Annotated in this window: 14 protein-coding genes; 9 read left to right on the forward strand and 5 right to left on the reverse strand. The window is 59.2% G+C overall.

Annotated features, from left to right (window positions below):
- Window positions 1–11 precede the first annotated feature (11 nt).
- The 5 genes from fadA (at window position 12) to EJA70_RS00235 (ending at window position 5,277) form a co-directional block, all read left to right on the forward strand.
- Window positions 12–1,187, forward strand: coding sequence for an acetyl-CoA C-acyltransferase FadA (gene fadA / locus EJA70_RS00215; protein WP_158828820.1), 1,176 nt, complete (start codon window positions 12–14; stop codon window positions 1,185–1,187).
- 99 nt (window positions 1,188–1,286) lie between these two features.
- Window positions 1,287–1,523 carry a DUF1653 domain-containing protein gene (locus EJA70_RS00220; RefSeq protein WP_007910467.1) on the forward strand — a complete coding sequence of 79 codons (237 nt, stop codon included), beginning with the start codon at window positions 1,287–1,289 and terminating at the stop codon, window positions 1,521–1,523.
- 114 nt (window positions 1,524–1,637) lie between these two features.
- Complete coding sequence (gene topA, locus EJA70_RS00225) at window positions 1,638–4,268, forward strand: type I DNA topoisomerase (RefSeq protein ID WP_158828822.1); 2,631 nt, start codon at window positions 1,638–1,640, stop codon at window positions 4,266–4,268.
- 144 nt (window positions 4,269–4,412) lie between these two features.
- On the forward strand, window positions 4,413–4,937 hold the full coding sequence (locus tag EJA70_RS00230; protein ID WP_158828824.1) for a DUF6586 family protein: 525 nt from the start codon (window positions 4,413–4,415) through the stop codon (window positions 4,935–4,937).
- A 106-nt stretch (window positions 4,938–5,043) separates the two neighbouring features.
- Complete coding sequence (locus tag EJA70_RS00235) at window positions 5,044–5,277, forward strand: hypothetical protein (RefSeq protein ID WP_008082203.1); 234 nt, start codon at window positions 5,044–5,046, stop codon at window positions 5,275–5,277.
- 97 nt (window positions 5,278–5,374) lie between these two features.
- Here the strand turns inward: EJA70_RS00235 and sulA are convergent, their stop codons facing one another.
- Together sulA and lexA are read right to left on the reverse strand one after the other, a co-directional pair.
- Complete coding sequence (sulA, locus tag EJA70_RS00240) at window positions 5,375–5,848, reverse strand: SOS-induced cell division inhibitor SulA (protein ID WP_158828825.1); 474 nt, start codon at window positions 5,846–5,848, stop codon at window positions 5,375–5,377.
- A gap of 10 nt (window positions 5,849–5,858) precedes the next feature.
- Window positions 5,859–6,467: a transcriptional repressor LexA gene (lexA, locus tag EJA70_RS00245; RefSeq protein ID WP_008082195.1), complete on the reverse strand. Its 609-nt coding sequence runs from the start codon at window positions 6,465–6,467 to the stop codon at window positions 5,859–5,861.
- Between the two features lie 229 nt (window positions 6,468–6,696).
- Between lexA and EJA70_RS00250 the strand changes: the two genes are divergently transcribed.
- The 4 genes from EJA70_RS00250 to EJA70_RS00265 all read left to right on the forward strand — a co-directional run bounded on the left by EJA70_RS00250 (window position 6,697) and on the right by EJA70_RS00265 (window position 12,626).
- Window positions 6,697–7,404: a TetR/AcrR family transcriptional regulator gene (locus EJA70_RS00250; RefSeq protein WP_007910473.1), complete on the forward strand. Its 708-nt coding sequence runs from the start codon at window positions 6,697–6,699 to the stop codon at window positions 7,402–7,404.
- Window positions 7,405–7,562: 158 nt separating this feature from the next.
- A complete protein-coding gene (nagZ, locus tag EJA70_RS00255; protein ID WP_158828827.1) occupies window positions 7,563–8,573 on the forward strand; it encodes a beta-N-acetylhexosaminidase in 1,011 nt (336 codons plus the stop codon).
- A 12-nt stretch (window positions 8,574–8,585) separates the two neighbouring features.
- On the forward strand, window positions 8,586–9,323 hold the full coding sequence (locus EJA70_RS00260; RefSeq protein ID WP_158828829.1) for an S-methyl-5'-thioinosine phosphorylase: 738 nt from the start codon (window positions 8,586–8,588) through the stop codon (window positions 9,321–9,323).
- Window positions 9,324–9,332: 9 nt separating this feature from the next.
- Window positions 9,333–12,626, forward strand: a complete 3,294-nt coding sequence (locus tag EJA70_RS00265) for a DEAD/DEAH box helicase (protein ID WP_158828831.1) — start codon at window positions 9,333–9,335, stop codon at window positions 12,624–12,626.
- Between the two features lie 147 nt (window positions 12,627–12,773).
- Here EJA70_RS00265 and EJA70_RS00270 read toward each other — a convergent pair whose 3' ends face one another.
- Genes EJA70_RS00270 through mfd form a run of 3 tightly spaced genes read right to left on the reverse strand, consistent with a single transcriptional unit; the run spans window position 12,774 to window position 19,502 of the window.
- The gene (locus tag EJA70_RS00270; protein ID WP_158828833.1) at window positions 12,774–15,464 is read right to left on the reverse strand and encodes a DEAD/DEAH box helicase; all 2,691 of its coding nucleotides are present in this window, start codon (window positions 15,462–15,464) and stop codon (window positions 12,774–12,776) included.
- Between the two features lie 11 nt (window positions 15,465–15,475).
- Window positions 15,476–16,042 carry a CsiV family protein gene (locus tag EJA70_RS00275; protein ID WP_158828835.1) on the reverse strand — a complete coding sequence of 189 codons (567 nt, stop codon included), beginning with the start codon at window positions 16,040–16,042 and terminating at the stop codon, window positions 15,476–15,478.
- A gap of 10 nt (window positions 16,043–16,052) precedes the next feature.
- Window positions 16,053–19,502: a transcription-repair coupling factor gene (gene mfd / locus EJA70_RS00280; RefSeq protein ID WP_158828837.1), complete on the reverse strand. Its 3,450-nt coding sequence runs from the start codon at window positions 19,500–19,502 to the stop codon at window positions 16,053–16,055.
- Between the last annotated feature and the right edge of the window lie 199 nt (window positions 19,503–19,701).

Genomic DNA, 19,701 nt, shown 5'->3' on the forward strand with positions numbered 1-19,701 from the left:
AGTGAAATTTTATGAGCTTGAATCCAAGAGACGTCGTGATTGTCGACTTCGGTCGTACTCCGATGGGCCGCTCCAAGGGCGGCATGCACCGCAACACCCGTGCCGAAGACATGTCGGCGCACCTGATCAGCAAACTGCTGGAACGCAACGTCAAGGTTGATCCGAACGAAGTCGAAGACGTGATCTGGGGCTGCGTAAACCAGACCCTGGAGCAGGGCTGGAACATCGCGCGCATGGCGTCGCTGATGACGCAGATCCCGCACACTGCTGCCGGTCAGACCGTCAGCCGTCTGTGTGGCTCGTCGATGAGCGCACTGCACACGGCCGCGCAAGCGATCATGACCGGTAACGGTGACGTGTTCGTGGTTGGCGGCGTCGAGCATATGGGCCACGTGAGCATGATGCACGGTGTCGATCCGAACCCGCACATGTCGCTGTACGCGGCAAAAGCCTCGGGCATGATGGGTCTGACCGCTGAAATGTTGGGCAAAATGCACGGCATCACTCGCGAGCAGCAAGACGCTTTCGGCGTGCGTTCCCACCAGTTGGCTCACAAGGCCACCGTGGAAGGCAAGTTCAAAGACGAAATCATCCCGATGCAGGGCTACGACGAGAATGGTTTCCTGAAACTGTTCGACTACGACGAAACCATTCGTCCGGAAACCACCCTGGAAAGTCTGGCGGCCCTCAAGCCTGCCTTCAATCCAAAGGGCGGCACCGTGACTGCCGGTACTTCGTCGCAGATCACTGACGGTGCTTCGTGCATGATCGTGATGTCGGCGCAGCGTGCGCAGGACCTGGGTATCCAGCCAATGGCGGTTATCCGTTCGATGGCAGTGGCGGGTGTGGATCCGGCAATCATGGGCTATGGTCCAGTTCCGGCGACACAAAAAGCCCTGAAGCGTGCGGGCCTTGGCATCAACGATATCGACTTCTTCGAGCTCAACGAAGCTTTCGCTGCACAGGCTCTGCCAGTGCTGAAAGATCTGAAAGTGCTCGACAAGATGAACGAGAAGGTTAACCTGCACGGCGGCGCGATCGCCCTGGGTCACCCGTTCGGTTGTTCCGGTGCCCGTATTTCCGGCACCTTGCTGAACGTGATGAAGCAGAATAGCGGCACCCTCGGGGTAGCCACTATGTGCATTGGTCTCGGCCAAGGCATCTCCACCGTCTTCGAACGCGTTTAAGCGTCTCGTTGATGGAAGCCGGGGCCAAGTGCCCCGGTTTTTGTTTTTGTGGATTTATTTTTGTTTTTATTTTGAAAAAATTTGAGTGAGGGCCAAAACATGCCGATACAACCTGGGCTCTACCAACATTACAAAGGTCCGCAGTACCGTGTTTTCAGTGTCGCAAGGCATTCGGAAACCGAAGAAGAAGTGGTCTTTTACCAAGCCCTGTATGGCGATTACGGATTTTGGGTGCGCCCTCTGAGCATGTTTCTCGAGTCGGTCGAGGTTGACGGCGAGCAGGTGCCACGCTTTGCTTTGGTGCAAGCCGAACCGAGCCTTTTTTCCAAGGCATAAGGCGAGTGCGCACAGAACCCTGTGCTTGACCTCACCTTGTATCAACTATATATAGCGGTGCCGCGTCAGGCGCCAACCGCCTTTCACTTCTAGAATTCAGGAATTTTCTGATCCATGGGCAAATCGCTGGTCATTGTGGAATCCCCGGCTAAGGCCAAGACCATCAACAAGTATCTGGGTAACCAATACGTGGTGAAGTCGAGTATCGGCCATATCCGAGACCTGCCCACCAGCGGTTCGGCTAGCGCCAGCAAAGAGCCAGCCGCCAAGCGCGGCAAGGCTGCTGCGGGCGAAGGTCCGGTGCTCTCGCCGAAAGAGAAAGCGCGCAAGCAGCTGGTCTCGCGTATGGGTGTCGATCCCGATCATGGCTGGAAAGCCAAGTACGAGATCCTCCCGGGCAAAGAGAAGGTCATCGAAGAGCTGCGCCGGCTCGCCAAAGATGCTGACACCATCTATCTCGCAACCGACTTGGATCGCGAGGGGGAAGCCATTGCCTGGCACCTGCGCGAAGCCATCGGTGGTGACGACAGCCGCTACAAGCGTGTGGTGTTCAACGAAATCACCAAGAAGGCGATTCAGGAAGCGTTCTCCAAGCCGGGCGAGCTGGACATCGATCGTGTCAACGCTCAGCAGGCGCGGCGCTTCCTCGACCGCGTTGTCGGTTACATGGTCTCGCCGCTGCTGTGGGCGAAGATCGCCCGGGGCCTGTCCGCCGGTCGCGTGCAATCGGTTGCCGTGAAACTGGTCGTGGAGCGTGAGCGCGAAATTCGAGCGTTCAACCCGGAAGAGTACTGGGAAGTGCATGCCGATCTCGGCACCACCAAAGGCTCGACCGTGCGTTTCGAAGTCGCCCGCGAGAAAGGCGAAGCCTTCAAGCCGCTGAACGAAACCCAGGCCATGGCCGCGCTGGAGAAACTCAAGTCTTCCAGCTACAGCATCGTCAAGCGCGAAGACAAACCGACCAGCAGCAAACCGTCGGCGCCGTTCATCACGTCCACTTTGCAACAGGCTGCGAGCAACCGCTTGGGCTTTGGCGTAAAGAAAACCATGATGATGGCCCAGCGTTTGTACGAAGCTGGCTACATCACTTATATGCGTACCGACTCGACCAATCTCTCGGCCGATGCCGTGACGATGGCGCGTGCTTATATCGAAGACGAGTTCGGCAAGAAGTATCTGCCGGAAACGCCAAACGTCTACAGCAGCAAGGAAGGCGCACAAGAGGCTCACGAAGCGATTCGTCCGTCCGACGCCAACACCATTCCAAGCAAGCTGGCAGGCATGGAGCGTGATGCAGAGCGTCTCTATGAGCTGATCTGGCGCCAATTCCTCGCTTGCCAGATGCTGCCGGCGCAATACTTGTCGACCACTGTCAGCGTCGGTGCTGGTGACTTCGAGCTGCGTGCCAAGGGCCGCATCCTCAAGTTCGATGGTTACACCCGTGTGATGCCGCAGATTGCCAAGCCTGGCGATGACGACGTTCTACCTGATATGGCGCAGGGCGACGTGATGAAGCTGATCAAGCTTGATCCGTCGCAGCACTTCACCAAGCCGCCGGCGCGTTACTCGGAAGCCAGTTTGGTGAAAGAAATGGAAAAACGTGGCATCGGTCGTCCTTCGACCTATGCAGCGATCATTTCGACCATTCAGGATCGCGGTTACGTGACCCTGCACAACCGTCGTTTCTATTCGGAAAAGATGGGCGATATCGTTACCGAGCGTCTGTCGGAGAGCTTCTCAAACCTCATGGACTATGGCTTCACCGCCGGCATGGAAGAGAACCTCGATGACGTCGCACAGGGCGAGCGCGACTGGAAAAGCGTGCTGGACGAATTCTACGGCGACTTCAAAAAGAAACTCGAAGTAGCCGAGAACCCGGAAAACGGCATGCGTGCCAACCAGCCGGTGATGACCGATATTCCGTGCACGACCTGCGGTCGTCCGATGCAGATACGTACTGCGTCGACCGGCGTGTTCCTCGGTTGCTCGGGCTACAGTCTGCCGCCGAAAGAGCGCTGCAAGGCCACCGTCAACCTGGTGCCGGGCGACGAGATCGCTGCGGACGACGAGGGCGAATCGGAATCGCTGGTGCTGCGCGGCAAGCACCGTTGCCCGATCTGCAGCACGGCGATGGACGCTTACCTGCTCGACGAAAAGCGCAAGCTGCACATCTGTGGTAACAACCCGGATTGCGCCGGCTACGAAATCGAAGAAGGCAGCTATCGCATCAAGGGCTACGAAGGTCCGAGCCTGGAATGCGACAAGTGCGGCAGCGAGATGCAACTCAAGACCGGCCGATTCGGCAAGTTCTTCGGTTGCACCAACCCTGAGTGCAAGAACACCCGCAAACTGCTGAAGAGCGGTGACGCGGCGCCGCCGAAGATGGATCCGGTGAAGATGCCTGAGCTGAAATGCGAAAAGGTCAACGACACCTACATCCTGCGCGACGGTGCATCCGGTCTTTTCCTGGCGGCGAGCCAGTTCCCGAAAAACCGCGAGACCCGTGCTCCGCTGGTGATCGAGATTGTGCCGCACAAGGACGAAATCGATCCGAAGTACCACTTCCTCTGCGACGCTCCGAAGAAGGATCCTGATGGTCTGCCAGCGGTCATCCGCTACAGCCGCAAGACCAAGGAGCAATACGTGCAGACCGAAGTCGACGGCAAGCCTACCGGTTGGAAGGCTTACTACGACGGCGGCAAGTGGACCGTTGAAGACAAGCGCGCAAAAGCCAAGGCTGAGTAAGCGTTAGTCCGGCACTGAAAAGGCCGCATGCGAACCCTCGGGTTTTCATGCGGCCTTTTGGTTTTCTGCTTGCGGTGGGATCGGCTGATCCACGACACTGTCCGGCCTGTGTGAAGCAATTATTTCGTTGTGGAGAGCGCCGTCATGGCTCACGAACTCTATACCCGTACCAATCAGAAGATCTATTTCGCCGGCCTGTCGCTGGAAGCCCTGGCTCGTGCTGAAGAGGGGCGGGCGATGAATTCCCTGGCGCTGATTCAGGCCGGTCGTGAATCGGCGTTGTTTCACCTCTACGGCGCTCTGTTGGGGCTTTGCCATGAGATCGCGGGCTTCTATCGTCTGCCCCAAGCCAGCGCGCCCCGGGCTGAGGCGCTGCTGACGCGTGAAGTGCTGGAGTCGATTGCGATTCCCGAGCTGGCCGAAATGATTGAACTGGCGGGTAACTCGGAAACCTGGCTGGCAAAACTGCTGGCTGCACATTCAGCGCTGTTTCAACCTCCGCGGGTGCCGCACAAGCCCAAGGGCGATGTGACACAGCCACTGATTCAGGCGATTAATCTGGACGAGGAAGAGGCGCCAGACGAGTTGAGTCGGGAGGAGTTGGAGAGCTGGCGGCAGAACCTCAAAGGCTTGGCGCTGCGTTTTCGCGAGGGGCTGAACGAGTGCTGAGGATGATTGACACGGTGGCAATCTGAAACATGCTGCTGGTCAAGATCCCGAGCGAAGCCTGAATGATGTCTATATAATCCCTGCCTTTCGTGGAGAACAGACCTATATGCCAACGTCCTTTCTAGAAATTGTCGAGTTACCAGACGGCCGAATCGAACTGCGCAGGGCTGAGGACGAAGGTTCTTTGGTGACTCTGGATTTCTCCGAGGATGCCAAGACTTTCCTTCAAGGTCAGCACGTGGAAATCGCCAAGGCGATGTTGAGCGTCGGCGTGCAGATGGCAGGCCGGATGATCGAAGGTGAGTTTGATAAGGAAGAGGGGCCGCGGGTTCTTCACTGATCCCCGCCTGCATTTCGTTTTTATCGTTACCGCTTCAGATCGGCTTCTCTGTCCCTGGAGAAGCCCTGCGCTTCACACGGCGCACGTTACTCGTCAATCAACCCAATCGAATGTTCAAGCTCTGAGCGTCGCCTGTGCGTGCAGCGCTGATCAACTGTTGCCGTGAACCTGCGTTCAGCGGGTTGAGCCAGGTCACCACCGTGTGGCTGCGGCCCAGGCGTAATGCCTCGCACGCCAGTTGTTGAGCGCTTTGAGTGCCGCGCGGTTGCAACAGCAAGATGCGCTCGCGGTTCAGGCCAGCATCGCGCAACCAGGTTTGAGTCAAGCTGGCCGGTGGCGCAATCAGCGTCAGCCAGCGAGCATCCTGGTCCTCGCTCAGTTCGCGAAGGATCGGGGCAAGCAGGTTCAGGCAGTTCCCCGCCGCACCCCGCAGTGACAGCTCACTGAATACTTCAGGTTCGGCACTCCACGGGCGCTCGACCACTTCTTTGAGGGTCGGCGCCATCGGTTGTGCCAGAAACGCTTCGAATAAAGGCAGTTGTGTTTGCTGGGGTGTGTGTGGGAACTGCATAGAGCCTCCTTTAGCGGCGGATAACGCCGACACTCAAGCCTTCGATCACCAGTTCCTGATCTTTCAGGTCGACTTCGATAGGGGCGAACTCAGGGTTTTCGGCCATCAGCCAGACCTTGCTGCCTTCGCGCTTGAAGCGTTTGACGGTCACTTCGTCGCCGATACGTGCAACGACAACCTGACCATTTCGCGCTTCGCGGGTGGTGTGGACGGCAAGAAGGTCGCCATCGAAAATGCCGATGTCCTTCATGCTCATGCCGTGCACGCGCAACAGGTAGTCGGCACGAGGGTGGAAGAAGGTTGGGTTGATGTTGCAGGACTCTTCGATGTGCTGCTGGGCGAGAATCGGTGCACCGGCAGCCACACGGCCGATGATCGGCAGGGTTGAGTCATCAGCCTTGGCTTCAAAGCCAGGGATGCGAATGCCGCGAGAGGCGCCGGGAGTCATCTCGATGGCACCCTTGCGAGCCAGTGCCTTGAGGTGTTCTTCGGCCGCGTTCGGCGACTTGAAGCCCAGTTCCTGAGCGATTTCTGCGCGGGTCGGCGGGTAGCCGTTGTCTTCGAGGCAACGTTTGATAAAGGCCAGAATCTCGGCTTGGCGTGGCGTCAGCTTTAGCATATTGATCGCTCTGTCTTTTTATACAGTGACTGGGATTATATACAGTGAAGCGGTCTTGGCAATGCCCGTTTTTTTGCACGCCGCCAGACGGTCGGCAGGTGCGCTTATTAATGCGGCGGGCATGTGTGGTTAAATAGCTGACCGACCATTCCCAAAACGAACCGGCAGGCTTGACAACGCACAGGCTGAAACGTATGTTTCAAACAAGTGTTTGTCAGGCGGAGTAGCCATGGCCCAGTCGGAAACCGTTGAACGCATTCTTGATGCTGCCGAGCAGTTGTTCGCGGAGAAAGGTTTCGCTGAAACCTCATTGCGTTTGATCACCAGCAAGGCTGGCGTCAACCTGGCAGCAGTGAACTATCACTTCGGCTCGAAGAAAGCCCTTATTCAGGCGGTGTTCTCACGCTTCCTCGGGCCGTTCTGCATCAGCCTCGATAAGGAACTGGAGCGCCGTCAGGCCAAGCCTGAAAACAAGCCAACCCTCGAAGAACTGCTGGAAATCCTCGTCGAGCAAGCGCTCGTGGTGCAGCCACGCAGCGGCAACGATCTGTCGATCTTCATGCGTCTGCTCGGCCTCGCGTTCAGCCAGAGTCAGGGCCACTTGCGCCGGTATCTGGAAGACATGTACGGCAAGGTGTTCCGTCGCTACATGCTGCTGGTCAACGAAGCAGCGCCACGGATTCCGCCGATCGAGCTGTTCTGGCGCGTGCACTTCATGCTCGGTGCTGCCGCGTTCAGCATGTCCGGCATCAAGGCATTGCGCGCGATTGCCGAGACCGATTTCGGCGTCAACACTTCCATCGAACAAGTCATGCGCCTGATGGTGCCGTTCCTCGCCGCAGGCATGCGCGCCGAAACCGGCGTTACTGACGCGGCGATGGCGACGGCGCAGTTGCGCCCGCGTAGCAAATCGACACCGGTTGCCGCCAAGGTTTAACCGTACACGGGTGGGCGCGGCAGCTTGTATCCGCTAAGCTAGCCGCCCATGCCGACTCTCGTTGTGAACCCGATCTCGATAGAAATTGCCGACCTGCCGAGCCTTGCTCACGGTAGCGATTTGCTGCGGATCGGGTTTTTCGTTTTCAAGGAATCTCTATGACTGCTGGCCTGCAAGGCTCGTTGATGGTGGACGTCGCCGGTACCTGGCTGACGGCTGAAGATCGCCAATTATTGCGTCAGCCCGAGGTGGGCGGCCTGATCATTTTCGCGCGCAATATCGAACATCCACGTCAGGTGCGTGAGCTCAGCGCGGCGATCCGCGCGATTCGCCCGGACTTGCTGCTGGCGGTGGATCAAGAGGGCGGTCGCGTGCAGCGCTTGCGCCAAGGCTTCGTACGCCTGCCGGCGATGCGCGCTATCGCCGATAACCCGAATGCCGAATACCTCGCCGAGCAGTGCGGCTGGATCATGGCCACTGAAGTGCTGGCGGTCGGTCTCGACCTGAGCTTCGCCCCGGTGCTTGACCTGGACTACCAGCGCAGCGCCGTGGTGGGCACCCGTTCATTTGAAGGTGATCCAGAGCGTGCCGCACTGCTCGCGGGAGCCTTTATCCGGGGCATGAACAGCGCCGGCATGGCCGCCACCGGCAAGCATTTCCCCGGTCACGGCTGGGCTGAGGCCGATTCGCACGTGGCGATCCCGAATGACGAGCGCAGCCTCGATGAGATCCGTGCCAACGACCTCGTGCCGTTCGCCAAACTCAGTAAACAACTGGCCGCGATCATGCCAGCGCACGTCATCTATCCACAGGTTGATTCGCAGCCCGCCGGTTTCTCCCGGCGCTGGTTGCAGGACATCCTGCGCGGCGAATTGCAGTTCGATGGCGTGATCTTCAGCGATGACCTGTCGATGGCCGGCGCCCATGTGGTCGGCGACGCCGCCAGCCGCATCGAAGCCGCACTGACTGCCGGTTGCGACATGGGCCTGGTGTGCAATGATCGCGCTGCTGCCGAACTGGCCCTGAGCGCCGCGCAACGCATGAAGGTCAAGCCATCCGCGCGAATTGCGCGCATGCGTGGTCAGGCGATTGCCAGCACCGAATATCGCCAGGATCCGCGCTGGCTCACCGCTGTCGGCGCGCTCAAAGACGCTCAACTGATCGATTAAGGATTTTTCGCTATGACGGTTTACGCAATCATCGGTGGCACCGGCCTGACCCAGCTCGAAGGCTTGACCATCCGCCAGTCGCTGGCGGTGGACACGCCCTACGGCGCGCCCTCGGCCGACGTACAGATTGGCGAATACGCCGGCAAGGAAGTGCTGTTCCTCGCCCGTCACGGCCATCCGCATCGCTTCCCGCCGCACAAGGTCAACTACCGCGCCAACCTGTGGGCGCTGAAGCAAGCGGGTGCCGAAGCGATTATCGCAGTGAATGCCGTGGGCGGGATTCATCCGGCGATGGGCACCGGTCATTTCTGCGTCCCACATCAGATCGTCGACTACACCAGCGGTCGCGAGCACACCTATTTCGCCGATGATCTGGAGCACGTCACCCATATCGACTTCAGCTTTCCCTACAGCGAACCGCTGCGTCAGCAATTGATCGCCGCCGTGGCTGCTGAAGGTTGCGAGTTCAGCGATCAAGGCGTTTACGCCTGCACCCAAGGCCCGCGACTGGAAACGGTCGCCGAGATCGTGCGTCTGGAACGTGATGGCTGCGACATCGTCGGCATGACCGGCATGCCGGAAGCGGCATTGGCCCGCGAGCTGGATCTGGATTACGCCTGTCTGGCGCTGGTGGTGAACCCTGCGGCGGGCAAGACCACCGAAGTGATCACCATGGCCGAGATCGAACAGGCGCTGCATGACGGCATGGGCAAGGTGAAGTCGGCATTGGCGCGGGTGTTGGCCAGCTAAGGGCCGCCAATGAGCATTTTCATCGAACAGCTCAAGTCATTGGCCTGGACTCAGGAATTCACTAGCACCGCGCTGGCCAAGGCTCGGGCTTATGCCGCCGAGGACCGGGTAGAGATCATCGAGATCGATGACAGAAAGATCGAGGCGTTTTGCGTCGGTTCGCAAGATCAGGCGTATGAACAAACCATTTACCTGTCTGAAGATCGGCTAGGTTCCGTCTATTTGCGTTGCCTGTGCACCTGTCCTGTCGCTATCGACTGCAAGCATTGCGCTGCGGTGCTTTATCACCTGCAGGGCAGTGATCATAGTGCGTCTGAAAGTGACGCACAGATCCCGTTGGGTCGGGCGCTGGAAAATTGGCTTTCGACCATTCCCGTGCCGGCCAAACCTGCTGAAGAAGGCGCGCAAACCGCAGGCACGCGCCTGTTTTACAAGCTCAAGCCAACGCCTGTGAGCGGTAAGTGGCTGCTCGATATTTTCAAGGTTTCCCAGCTCAAGAGCGGCGAGTTACGCGAAGTCAAACCGATGTATTCGCTAGCGGAAATGCTTATGCGTCAGCCCGGCTACCTGTCCGAGCTGGATCTGCACGTTGCCAGGCTGCTGGTTGCCATGCACTCTCACCACGCCTATTACAGCGGCTATCCGCTGGAAGGCAGCAGCGGCGCCGAACTGCTGGAAATGCTCCTGCGCACCTCGCGGCTGTTCCTCGATTTCGAGGATCTGCGACCGTTGGTGCCGGGCGCGAAGCGCATCGGTCAGTTCGCCTGGGCCGAGCAGGCCGACGGCGGTTTCCGCGCGCAGTGGAGCAGTGCCGAGGCTGCGCAGGAAACTGTGCTGGCGCTGGAGCCGCTTTATTACCTGGATCGTGAACAGCGGCAGATTGGCCCTCTGTTCAATGAGCTGGAAGAAAAACTGGCCAGCCATTTGACTCTGGCGCCGGACATTCCGGCGCGTCAGGCCATGCAGTTCAGCCATCGCATGAGCGCCGCGACGAGAATCCCGCCGCCACACCAACTGACCGAACGAATCATCGACGACGTACTACCGCAGCCACAACTGACTCTCGTCAGCGGTCGGGAGCGCTCGCGCTGGGAATACGTTCTGGAGCACCGCGCTGCCCTGGTGTTTACCTACAACGGCCGGCCGACGGTGGATCGCAACCCGGAAGTAATGATCCTCAACGGTACCGAAACCCAGCGCATTCAACGCCAGCCTGCGGTGGAAAAGAAACTGCGCCAGATCCTGCAAAAGCTCGGTTTCAAAAAAGCCACGCGCAAGAGCTCGCTGGATCGTCCCGGCGAGATGTTCACGTTGCCGGATGATTCCGCCTGGCTCGGGTTTATGCACGAAGGGCTTGCCACGTTGCGCGCCTCGAACTGGGAAGTGGAGATGAGTCCCGGCTTTCATTTCAATGTGCAACCGGTTGAGCATTGGTACGCCGAGGTCGAAGAAGAGGCTGGGCATCAGTGGTTTGACTTGCAGTTGGGTATCGTCGTCAATGGCCAGCGCTACAGTTTGCTACCGATCCTTCTGCACTTGTTGCGCACCCAGCCGCGCTTGCTTGATCCGGTCAATCTGGCACAACGCAGCGATGACGAAAAACTCCTGATCGAACTGAAGCCCAGCGGCTTTGGTGACTCTTCGGGCGCCAAGGTCGCGCTGCCGCTGAGTCGGGTCAAACCGCTGATGGCCACGCTGGGCGAGTTGTACTTGGGCGGTCATCAGGGCGATGCACTGCGCTTGAGTGTCCCGGACGCCGCGCGCTTGAGTATGCTCGATGGCGTGCCGCTGGATTGGCAGGGGGGCGAGCGGCTGCGCACCTTCGCCAAGCGATTGCAGAATTCCAGTCACACCCACGTCGTTGCGCCGGCCGGTCTTAACGCGCAATTGCGCCCGTATCAGCTCGAAGGCCTGAACTGGATGCAGACCCTGCGCGAGCTTGAGGTCGGCGGCATTCTGGGCGATGACATGGGGCTGGGCAAAACCCTGCAAACCCTGGCGCATCTGCTTACGGAAAAACACGCCGGTCGCCTTGATTGCCCGGCTCTTGCGGTGATGCCGACCAGCCTGATTCCCAACTGGCTCGACGAGGCCGAGCGTTTCACCCCGCAGTTGAGAGTATTAGCGCTGCACGGCACTGGGCGGCAAAAGGATTTCGCTAATCTGGCCGAGTACGATCTGGTGCTGACCACTTACGCGTTGCTGCCGAGGGATCTCGAGGTTCTGCAGCCGCAGCTGTGGAGCGTGCTGATTCTCGACGAAGCGCAGAACATCAAAAATCCGATCAGCAAAGCGGCGCAAGCCGCGCGTGATCTGCAAGCCCGCCAGCGCTTGTGCCTGAGCGGCACGCCATTGGAAAACCACTTGGGCGAGCTGTGGTCGCAGTTTCATTTCCTCATGCCCGGTTGGCTTGGCGACAGCAAATCCTTCAATCGCGATTACCGCACGCCAATCGAAAAGCACGGCAATGTTCAGCGCATGCAGCACCTGACAGCGCGCATCAAACCCTTTTTACTGCGCCGCAAAAAGGATCAGGTCGCCACCGAACTGCCGCCGAAAACCGAAATCGTGCATTGGGTCGATCTCAGCGACGGCCAGCGCGATGTCTATGAAACCGTTCGCGTGGCGATGGACAAAAAAGTCCGCGACGAAATTGCCCGCAGTGGCGTGGCGCGCAGTCAGATCATCATTCTCGATGCCTTGCTCAAGCTGCGGCAGGTCTGTTGCGACTTGCGCCTGATCAAGATGCCGCTGACGGCGAAGGCACTGCGCTCCGGCAGTGGCAAGTTGGTCAGCCTGATGGAGATGCTCGAAGAGCTGCTCGGCGAAGGTCGCAGGATCCTGCTGTTCTCGCAGTTCACCTCGATGCTGGCCTTGATCGAGGAAGAACTGCAGCAACGTGACATTGCCTATTCGCTGCTGACCGGTGACACCACGGATCGACGCACGCCGGTGAAGGACTTTCAGGGCGGCAAGGTGCCGTTGTTTCTGATCAGTCTCAAGGCCGGGGGTACTGGTTTGAATCTGACCGCAGCGGACACGGTGATCCACTTCGACCCTTGGTGGAACCCCGCAGTGGAGAATCAGGCGACGGATCGTGCGTATCGAATCGGGCAAAACAATCCGGTGTTCGTTTACAAGCTGATCGCTCGCGGCACGGTAGAGGAGAAAATCCAGGCGTTGCAGCAGGAGAAAGCAGCGTTGGCCGGGGCGGTGCTTGAAGGTGGGACGACGGGCGGCTGGAAGCTGGAGCAGAGTGACATCGAAGCGCTGTTTGCGCCGTTGCCTGTTTCCAAGGGCTGAGCCTAAGAATTAGAGCAATAGCTGATGGCCTCATCGCTGGCAAGCCAGCTCCCACAGGGTTGTGAGTCGTACACAAAACTGTGTTCCAACTCGATACCTGTGGGAGCTGGCTTGCCAGCGATGGCTATCTAACAGGCGACGCAGGTCTCAACGCTTGTCGAGCTTGTCCGGCAACGGCGCAAACAACGCTTCAATATCATCACTCTGCAACTTCCAGTCCCCAGCCTTGCGCCCATCCAGCACGCCCGCTGCCAGGTCGGATTTTTCCTTTTGCAGGTGCTGAATCTTCTCTTCTACCGTGCCTCGGGCAATCATTTTGTAAACGAATACCGGCTTCTCCTGACCAATCCGGTACGCCCGATCCGTCGCCTGATTCTCGGTCGCCGGGTTCCACCACGGGTCGTAGTGAATCACCGTGTCCGCTTCCGTCAGGTTCAAGCCCACGCCACCAGCCTTCAGGCTTATCAGAAAAATCTGACGCTTGCCGCTCTGGAATTCCTTCACCGGTGTACGCCGATCGCGGGTCTGGCCGGTCAACAGCGCGTAGGAAACGTTGCGTTTTTTCAGTTCGTCTTCGATCAATGACAGCATCGAGGTGAATTGCGAGAACAGCAGAATCCGCCGTCCTTCCTCGAACAACTCCTCAAGCATCTCCATCAAGCTGTCGAGCTTGCCGGACGTGCTGCCGCGAGCGGGCAGGGTGGCGTCGTTGACCAGGCGCAAATCACAGCAAACCTGACGCAGCTTCAACAGCGCCTCAAGAATGATGATCTGACTGCGCGCCACGCCTTTGCGGGTGATTTCGTCGCGGACTTTCTTGTCCATCGCCAAACGCATGGTTTCGTATACATCGCGTTGCGCTTCGTTGAGATCGACCCAATGGATGATCTCGGTTTTCGGTGGCAACTCAGTGGCGACCTGTTCTTTGGTACGACGCAGCAGAAACGGTTTTATCCTACCGTTAAGGTGCTGAAGTCTGACTTCACTGCCGCGCTTTTCAATCGGCACACGGTAATCGGCGTTGAAGCTTTTGACGTCGCCGAGCCAGCCCGGCAGCAGGAAGTGAAACAGCGACCACAGCTCACCGAGGTGGTTTTCCAGGGGCGTACCGCTGAGGCACAGGCGCTGACGTGCATTAAGCTCGCGCGCGGCTTGAGCGGCTTTGCTGTTCGGATTTTTGATGTACTGCGCCTCATCCAGCACCAATACGTGCAGCGGCTGCTTGGCCAGACGTTCGACGTCCTTGGGCAGCAGCGCGTAGGTGGTGAGGATCAGGTCGAAATCGGCCAGATTATCGAAATGTTTTTTACGAGTGGCGCCGTACAGCGCGACCACTTTCAGCTGCGGGGTGAAGTGTGCCGCCTCATCCAGCCAGTTCGGAATCAGACTGGTCGGCATCACCACCATGCAAGGGCGATCGAGGCGCCCGGCGATTTTCTCACTGAGAATATGCGCCAGGGTCTGTAGGGTTTTACCCAAACCCATGTCATCCGCAAGAATCCCGCCGACTTCCAGTTGCCGCAGCGACTGCATCCAGCTCAAGCCTTCAAGCTGATACGGTCGCAGCGTCGCATTCAGGCCTTGTGGCGCTTCCACGCTGAAGTCACGAATGTCGCGCAGGCGTTGGGCGAACGTGCGGATCTGCTCGCCGCCCTCCCACAGCAGCGGCAGGCCTTCCAGAGAATTGAGTCGTGTGGCGTCGGCCTTGCTCAGGCGCAGGGTGGTTTCGCCCGGTTCCTGCAAATAAAACTCGCCGAGCGTCATCAATACCGGTTTTAACCGGCCGAGCGGCAAGGCCACCTGCAGCGGCCCGTGCTCAAGGTTGCGTTGCGGCACGTTGACCAGAATCAGCTCGTCATCGCGACGGCGCGCAAGGCGTTCCGGGTTGAGGATTTCCGCGTGCGAGCGCATCAGATTGAGCAGGATCGGCAGCAGGCTCAGACGTTCACCATTGACGATGATCCCCAGCTCCAGATCGAACCAGTCACGCTCCGGCGCCTGCTCGACCGTGGCGTACCAGTCATCCACGGCAGTCAGATCAAAGCCGAACTCTTCGTCGATCTGCAATTCCCAGCCTTGTGTGCGCAGCTTCGGCAGGTCATTGAGGGTAAACGTCAGCCAGGCGCTGTCATTGACCATCTCGTACAGCTCGCCCGCGCTTTCCGGCAGCGCTTTGCTCTGCCGCGTGGCGATACGAAAGCCGAGGATTCTTAACTGTTCGCGGTAGGACTGTTCGACTTCCGGATGACGTTTTATCCGCAGGGTCTGGGTTTCCTGACGGATCAGGATGTCGCTGTTCTTCTGCCCGCTGACGTACTCATCCAGATAGCTGAACGACAGCGCCGCGCGGTGCTGAATATAACGCTGCATCTTGCCGTTGCGCGGTTCGAACGCGCTGAACTCGACGCTGGCCAGCCACAGACGCGGCATCGGCTGCACGTTGTCGACCAGCACTTGCGGCGGTGCTTTCGGACCACGGTTTTCCAGCACGGCTTGAAGTTTCTCCAACAGCTCGGCGTCTTTGGCAGCGGCGGGGTAGTCGAGGGTTTCCTGCACTTTCAGCAACACCGCTGCGCAGTGTTTGCAGTTGCTGCGCACCGGGCAGGTACAGCCGGCATCGACCAGCAGCAAAGTGCCTTTGGCTGACTCGCGAAGATGAATCGTTTGACGGTAAACGTTACCGCCAGAGCCTTCGCAGCTGGCGGTGATCGTTGCATCGCCGACCTGGGCGATACGTACCCGGTTTTCCAGGGCGTAGCGACGGCCACGCTCCAGGCTCTGTTCCTTGAATCGGCTGACCCAGGAGGGCGCCAACGGTTTACTCAGCGGCGGGTTCATAAGGACTTCGATCAGTCCGGAATCGCTTCAGGCGCTTCCCGTGGCGCAGGTGCGGTCAGGGAAGTGATCTTGATCAGCAGCGCCAGATGGCCGTTGTCGAGATAGTTGAGTTGGCCGTTCTTGGTGTGGCTGTCCTGTTTCAGGCGTTCACTGGCGGTGACCAGGCCATTGGTGTCGATCTGGTTGACCCAGAAATCGGCCGCGACGTCGGTGAAGCGGCCGAGCTTCATCTCCAGCGTACCCTCGATCGGGAACTGGCCGTATTGCTCCTGACCGTCGCTGACCGCGACTTTCGCCGGTGCTTCGCCGAGGGTTTGCTGCCAGGCCTTGTGCATCAGCACGCTGTAATCGCCGCTGGCGGTGAGTTTTGTGACAACGTCATTCAATGCCGGCGTGCGCTGGCTGTCATCGGCCAGGCGCTGGGCGCCAGCGGCCCAGTCTTCCGGCGCGGCACGGCTGACGATGGCCGGCACGGCGTTCTGGCGCACCAAAATCATTTCGACCTGATACAGGTCATCGGCGAAAACCGAAGGTGCTACCAGGGTGAGTAGCAAAGTCAGCGAGCGAAACAGGCGCATGCGGCGTCCTTTAAACAGATTTCGGGAGGAGGCGCTCAAACAGCGCCTCTACAGTATTAAAGCGCTCTTCCGGGCGTTCCATCGGCACCTGGAACTTGAACATCGTGGCACCTTCGAATTTGTAGCGTTTTGGCTGGCTCTGGATCAGTTTGATCAGCGTCATCGGATCGACCGGCGTCTGCGCTTCGAACTCGATGCGCCCACCTTGCGGGCCGCCATCGACCTTTTTGATGCCCAACTGCTCAGCCTGCAACTTCAAGGCTGTGATGCGCACCAGATTTTTCGTCGGTTCCGGCAACAAGCCGAAACGGTCGATCATCTCGACTTGCAGATCCTTCAGGCCTTCCTCATCGGTCGCCGAAGCAATTCGCTTGTACAGAATCAGACGGGCGTGAACGTCCGGCAGATAATCTTCCGGAATCAGCGCCGGCACGCGCAGATTGACCTCCGGGCCACCGCCGAGCGGTTGATCGAGGTTCGGTTGCTCGCCCTTGCGGATCGACTTCACCGCGCGCTCGAGCATCTCCATGTACAGCGTGAAACCCACGGCCTGAATCTGCCCGCTCTGGCCATCGCCGAGCAGTTCGCCGGCACCACGGATTTCCAGGTCGTTGGTGGCCAGTACGAAACCGGCGCCGAGATCCTGAGTGTTGGCGATCGCCTCCAGACGCTTTTCCGCGTCCGAAGTGATTTGCTGGCGCGGCGGCGTCAGCAAGTAGGCATACGCCTGGTGGTGACTGCGACCGACACGACCACGCAACTGGTGCAGTTGCGCAAGGCCGAATTTGTCAGCGCGCTCGATGATAATGGTGTTGGCGCTCGGCACGTCGATGCCGGTCTCGATGATGGTCGAAGCGATCAGCACGTTGAAACGCTTGTGATAAAAGTCGCTCATCACCTGTTCGAGTTCGCGCTCGCGCATCTGCCCGTGACCGATGCCGATACGTGCTTCCGGCACCAGTTCGGCGAGGTCGGCGGCGCATTTCTCGATGGTTTTCACATCGTTGTGCAAGTAATAAACCTGACCGCCGCGCAGCAGTTCACGGAGCAGGGCCTCTTTGACCGTGCTCTTGTTCTGCTCCATGACGAAGGTGCGCACCGACAGGCGTCGCGCCGGTGGCGTGGCGATGATCGACAGGTCGCGCATGCCCGACACCGCCATGTTCAGCGTGCGCGGAATCGGCGTGGCGGTCAGTGTGAGGATGTCGACTTCGCTGCGCAGGGCTTTGAGCTGTTCTTTCTGGCGCACACCGAAGCGGTGTTCTTCGTCGATGATCACCAGCCCGAGATTTTTGATTTTTACGTCATCGGACAGCAGTTTGTGCGTGCCGATGACGATGTCGATCTTGCCTTCCGCCAGATCGGCGATCGCTGCGTTCACTTCTTTGGCCGATTTGAAGCGGCTCATCACTTCCACGCTCACCGGCCAGTCGGCGAAGCGGTCGCGGAAGCTGTTGTAGTGTTGCTGGGCGAGCAGGGTGGTCGGCACCAGAATCGCCACTTGGCGGCCACCGTGGACGGCGATGAACGCCGCGCGCATGGCCACTTCGGTCTTGCCGAAACCGACGTCGCCGCAGACCAGGCGATCCATCGGTTTCGGCGCGAGCATGTCGGCGCGCACGGCTTCGATGGTGGTTTGTTGATCCGGGGTTTCTTCGAACGGGAATCCGGCGCTGAATGTCGCGTAATCGGCTTTCGGGTCGGCGAACGCATAACCTTCGCGAGCGGCGCGGCGGGCGTAGATGTCGAGCAATTCAGCAGCGACGTCACGCACTTGTTCGGCGGCTTTGCGTTTGGCTTTCTGCCAGGTTTCCGAGCCGAGACGGTGCAGCGGCGCTAGTGCATCGTCGCTGCCGGTGTAGCGCGCGATCAGATGCAGGTTGGCCACCGGCACGTAGAGCTTGGCGTTTTCGGCGTACTCGAGGGTAAGGAATTCGGCGGCCTGATCGTCGATTTCCAGAATGGTCAGGCCGAGATAGCGACCGACACCGTGATCGATGTGCACCACCGGCGCGCCTTCGCGCAACTCGGTAAGGTTCTTGATCACTGCATCGTTGTTGCCGTCGGCACGTTTCTCGCGGCGACGACGCTGCATCACGCGTTGGCCGAACAGCGGACTTTCAGCGACCAGCGCCAGCGCCGGATCGTCGAGCATCAGGCCTTCGTCGAGCGGGGCAATGGTGATTGCCAGACGATCCTTGCTCGCGACGAAGTCCGGCCAGCTGTCGACGGTCTTCGGCCGCAGCTTCAGACGTTCGAGTAACTCCAGCAGCACTTCGCGACGGCCCGCGGATTCAGCAGTGAACAGCACGCGCCCGGGGAACTCATCGAGGAAGCCAGCCAGCGCTGCCAGCGGTTGCGTGGCTTTTGCTTCGATTGCCAGATTCGGCAAGGCTTGCGCCGGGAAGCGCTCGCGACCGGCGCCGGTCTCGACGTCTTGCTGACTGGCAACCACTCGCGGCCAGCTCTTCAGGCGGGCGAAGCAGTCTTCCACCGGCAGGAACAATTCAGCGGGTGGCAATAAAGGACGCGATGGATCGACGCGGCGCTCTTCATAACGATTGCGCACGTCGTTCCAGAAATTCTCCGCCGCTTGCTCGATGCCCGGCAGCGAGAACACTTGCGTGTCCTGCGGCAGGTAATCGAACAGGGTCGAGGTTTCGTCGAAGAACAGCGGCAGGTAGTACTCGATACCGGCCGGAGTAATCCCGCTGCTCAGATCCTGAAAGATCGGGCAGCGCCGGAAGTCGACGTCGAAACGCTCGCGAAAGCGCGCCTTGAAGCGGGTCACCGCGTCTTTCTGCAACGGGAATTCACGCGCCGGCAGCAGCTTGACCGAGTCGACCTTGTCGATGGAGCGCTGGTTTTCCGGGTCGAAGGTGCGCAGGGTTTCGATTTCGTCATCGAACAGGTCGATGCGATAGGGCAACTTGCTGCCCATCGGGAACAGGTCGATCAGCGCGCCGCGTACAGTGAATTCGCCGTGCTCATACACCGTGTCGACGTAGCGATAGCCGCTGGCTTCGAGGCGCGCGCGCATCTGTTCAACGTCGAGCTTCTGCCCGACATCCAGTACCAGGCTGCTGCCGAGCAGGAATTTGGTCGGCGCCAGACGATGCAGGGCCGTGGTGATCGGCACCACCAGCACGCCATGTTCCAGTTCCGGCAGCCTATACAGGCTGGCGATGCGCTGGGAAATGATGTCCTGATGCGGCGAAAACAGGTCGTAGGGCAGGGTTTCCCAGTCGGGGAAATGCAGAACGGGCAAATCCGGGGCGAAGAAACTCAGCTCCTGTTCCAGTCGTTCAGCACTCTGGCTGTCGGCGGTCAGTAGCAGGGTGAAGCGCTTGGCAGCGCTGGCAGCCTCGGCAATCGCCAGGCTGAGGGCAGCGCCGGGCAAATTGCCCCAATGCTGTTTACCTGCCTCGGCAGGGAGTTGCGGTAGACGCAGAACGGGCACGGAAGGTTGAGCTCCAGGCTTTGCGACAAAGTCGGTAATTGTAGCGGCGTCCGGTGTCGCCTGTCAGTTGCAGACTGTGTCTATCTTCGCTGTTTCGGCGAAATGTAGTGGTAACCATAAAAAGCAGGCGTTTTTTAGCGATTATGTAGTGCCAAAATTGGCTCGTGTTACGGAGGGTTACAGACATCGTCTAACAGTC

It is taken from the genome of Pseudomonas sp. PB103 (genome assembly GCF_009764635.1).
Lineage (GTDB): Bacteria > Pseudomonadota > Gammaproteobacteria > Pseudomonadales > Pseudomonadaceae > Aquipseudomonas.

Excerpts from the sequence above, each read along its gene's own strand:
- lexA (WP_008082195.1), bottom strand. The coding sequence starts at position 6,467 with ATGCTAAAGCTGACGCCACGCCAAGCCGAGATTCTGGCCTTTATCAAA.
- topA (WP_158828822.1), top strand. The coding sequence starts at position 1,638 with ATGGGCAAATCGCTGGTCATTGTGGAATCCCCGGCTAAGGCCAAGACC.
- EJA70_RS00235 (WP_008082203.1), top strand. The coding sequence starts at position 5,044 with ATGCCAACGTCCTTTCTAGAAATTGTCGAGTTACCAGACGGCCGAATC.
- EJA70_RS00275 (WP_158828835.1), bottom strand. The coding sequence starts at position 16,042 with ATGCGCCTGTTTCGCTCGCTGACTTTGCTACTCACCCTGGTAGCACCT.
- EJA70_RS00270 (WP_158828833.1), bottom strand. The coding sequence starts at position 15,464 with ATGAACCCGCCGCTGAGTAAACCGTTGGCGCCCTCCTGGGTCAGCCGA.
- sulA (WP_158828825.1), bottom strand. The coding sequence starts at position 5,848 with ATGCAGTTCCCACACACACCCCAGCAAACACAACTGCCTTTATTCGAA.
- EJA70_RS00265 (WP_158828831.1), top strand. The coding sequence starts at position 9,333 with ATGAGCATTTTCATCGAACAGCTCAAGTCATTGGCCTGGACTCAGGAA.
- EJA70_RS00220 (WP_007910467.1), top strand. The coding sequence starts at position 1,287 with ATGCCGATACAACCTGGGCTCTACCAACATTACAAAGGTCCGCAGTAC.
- fadA (WP_158828820.1), top strand. The coding sequence starts at position 12 with ATGAGCTTGAATCCAAGAGACGTCGTGATTGTCGACTTCGGTCGTACT.
- EJA70_RS00250 (WP_007910473.1), top strand. The coding sequence starts at position 6,697 with ATGGCCCAGTCGGAAACCGTTGAACGCATTCTTGATGCTGCCGAGCAG.
- nagZ (WP_158828827.1), top strand. The coding sequence starts at position 7,563 with ATGACTGCTGGCCTGCAAGGCTCGTTGATGGTGGACGTCGCCGGTACC.
- EJA70_RS00230 (WP_158828824.1), top strand. The coding sequence starts at position 4,413 with ATGGCTCACGAACTCTATACCCGTACCAATCAGAAGATCTATTTCGCC.
- EJA70_RS00260 (WP_158828829.1), top strand. The coding sequence starts at position 8,586 with ATGACGGTTTACGCAATCATCGGTGGCACCGGCCTGACCCAGCTCGAA.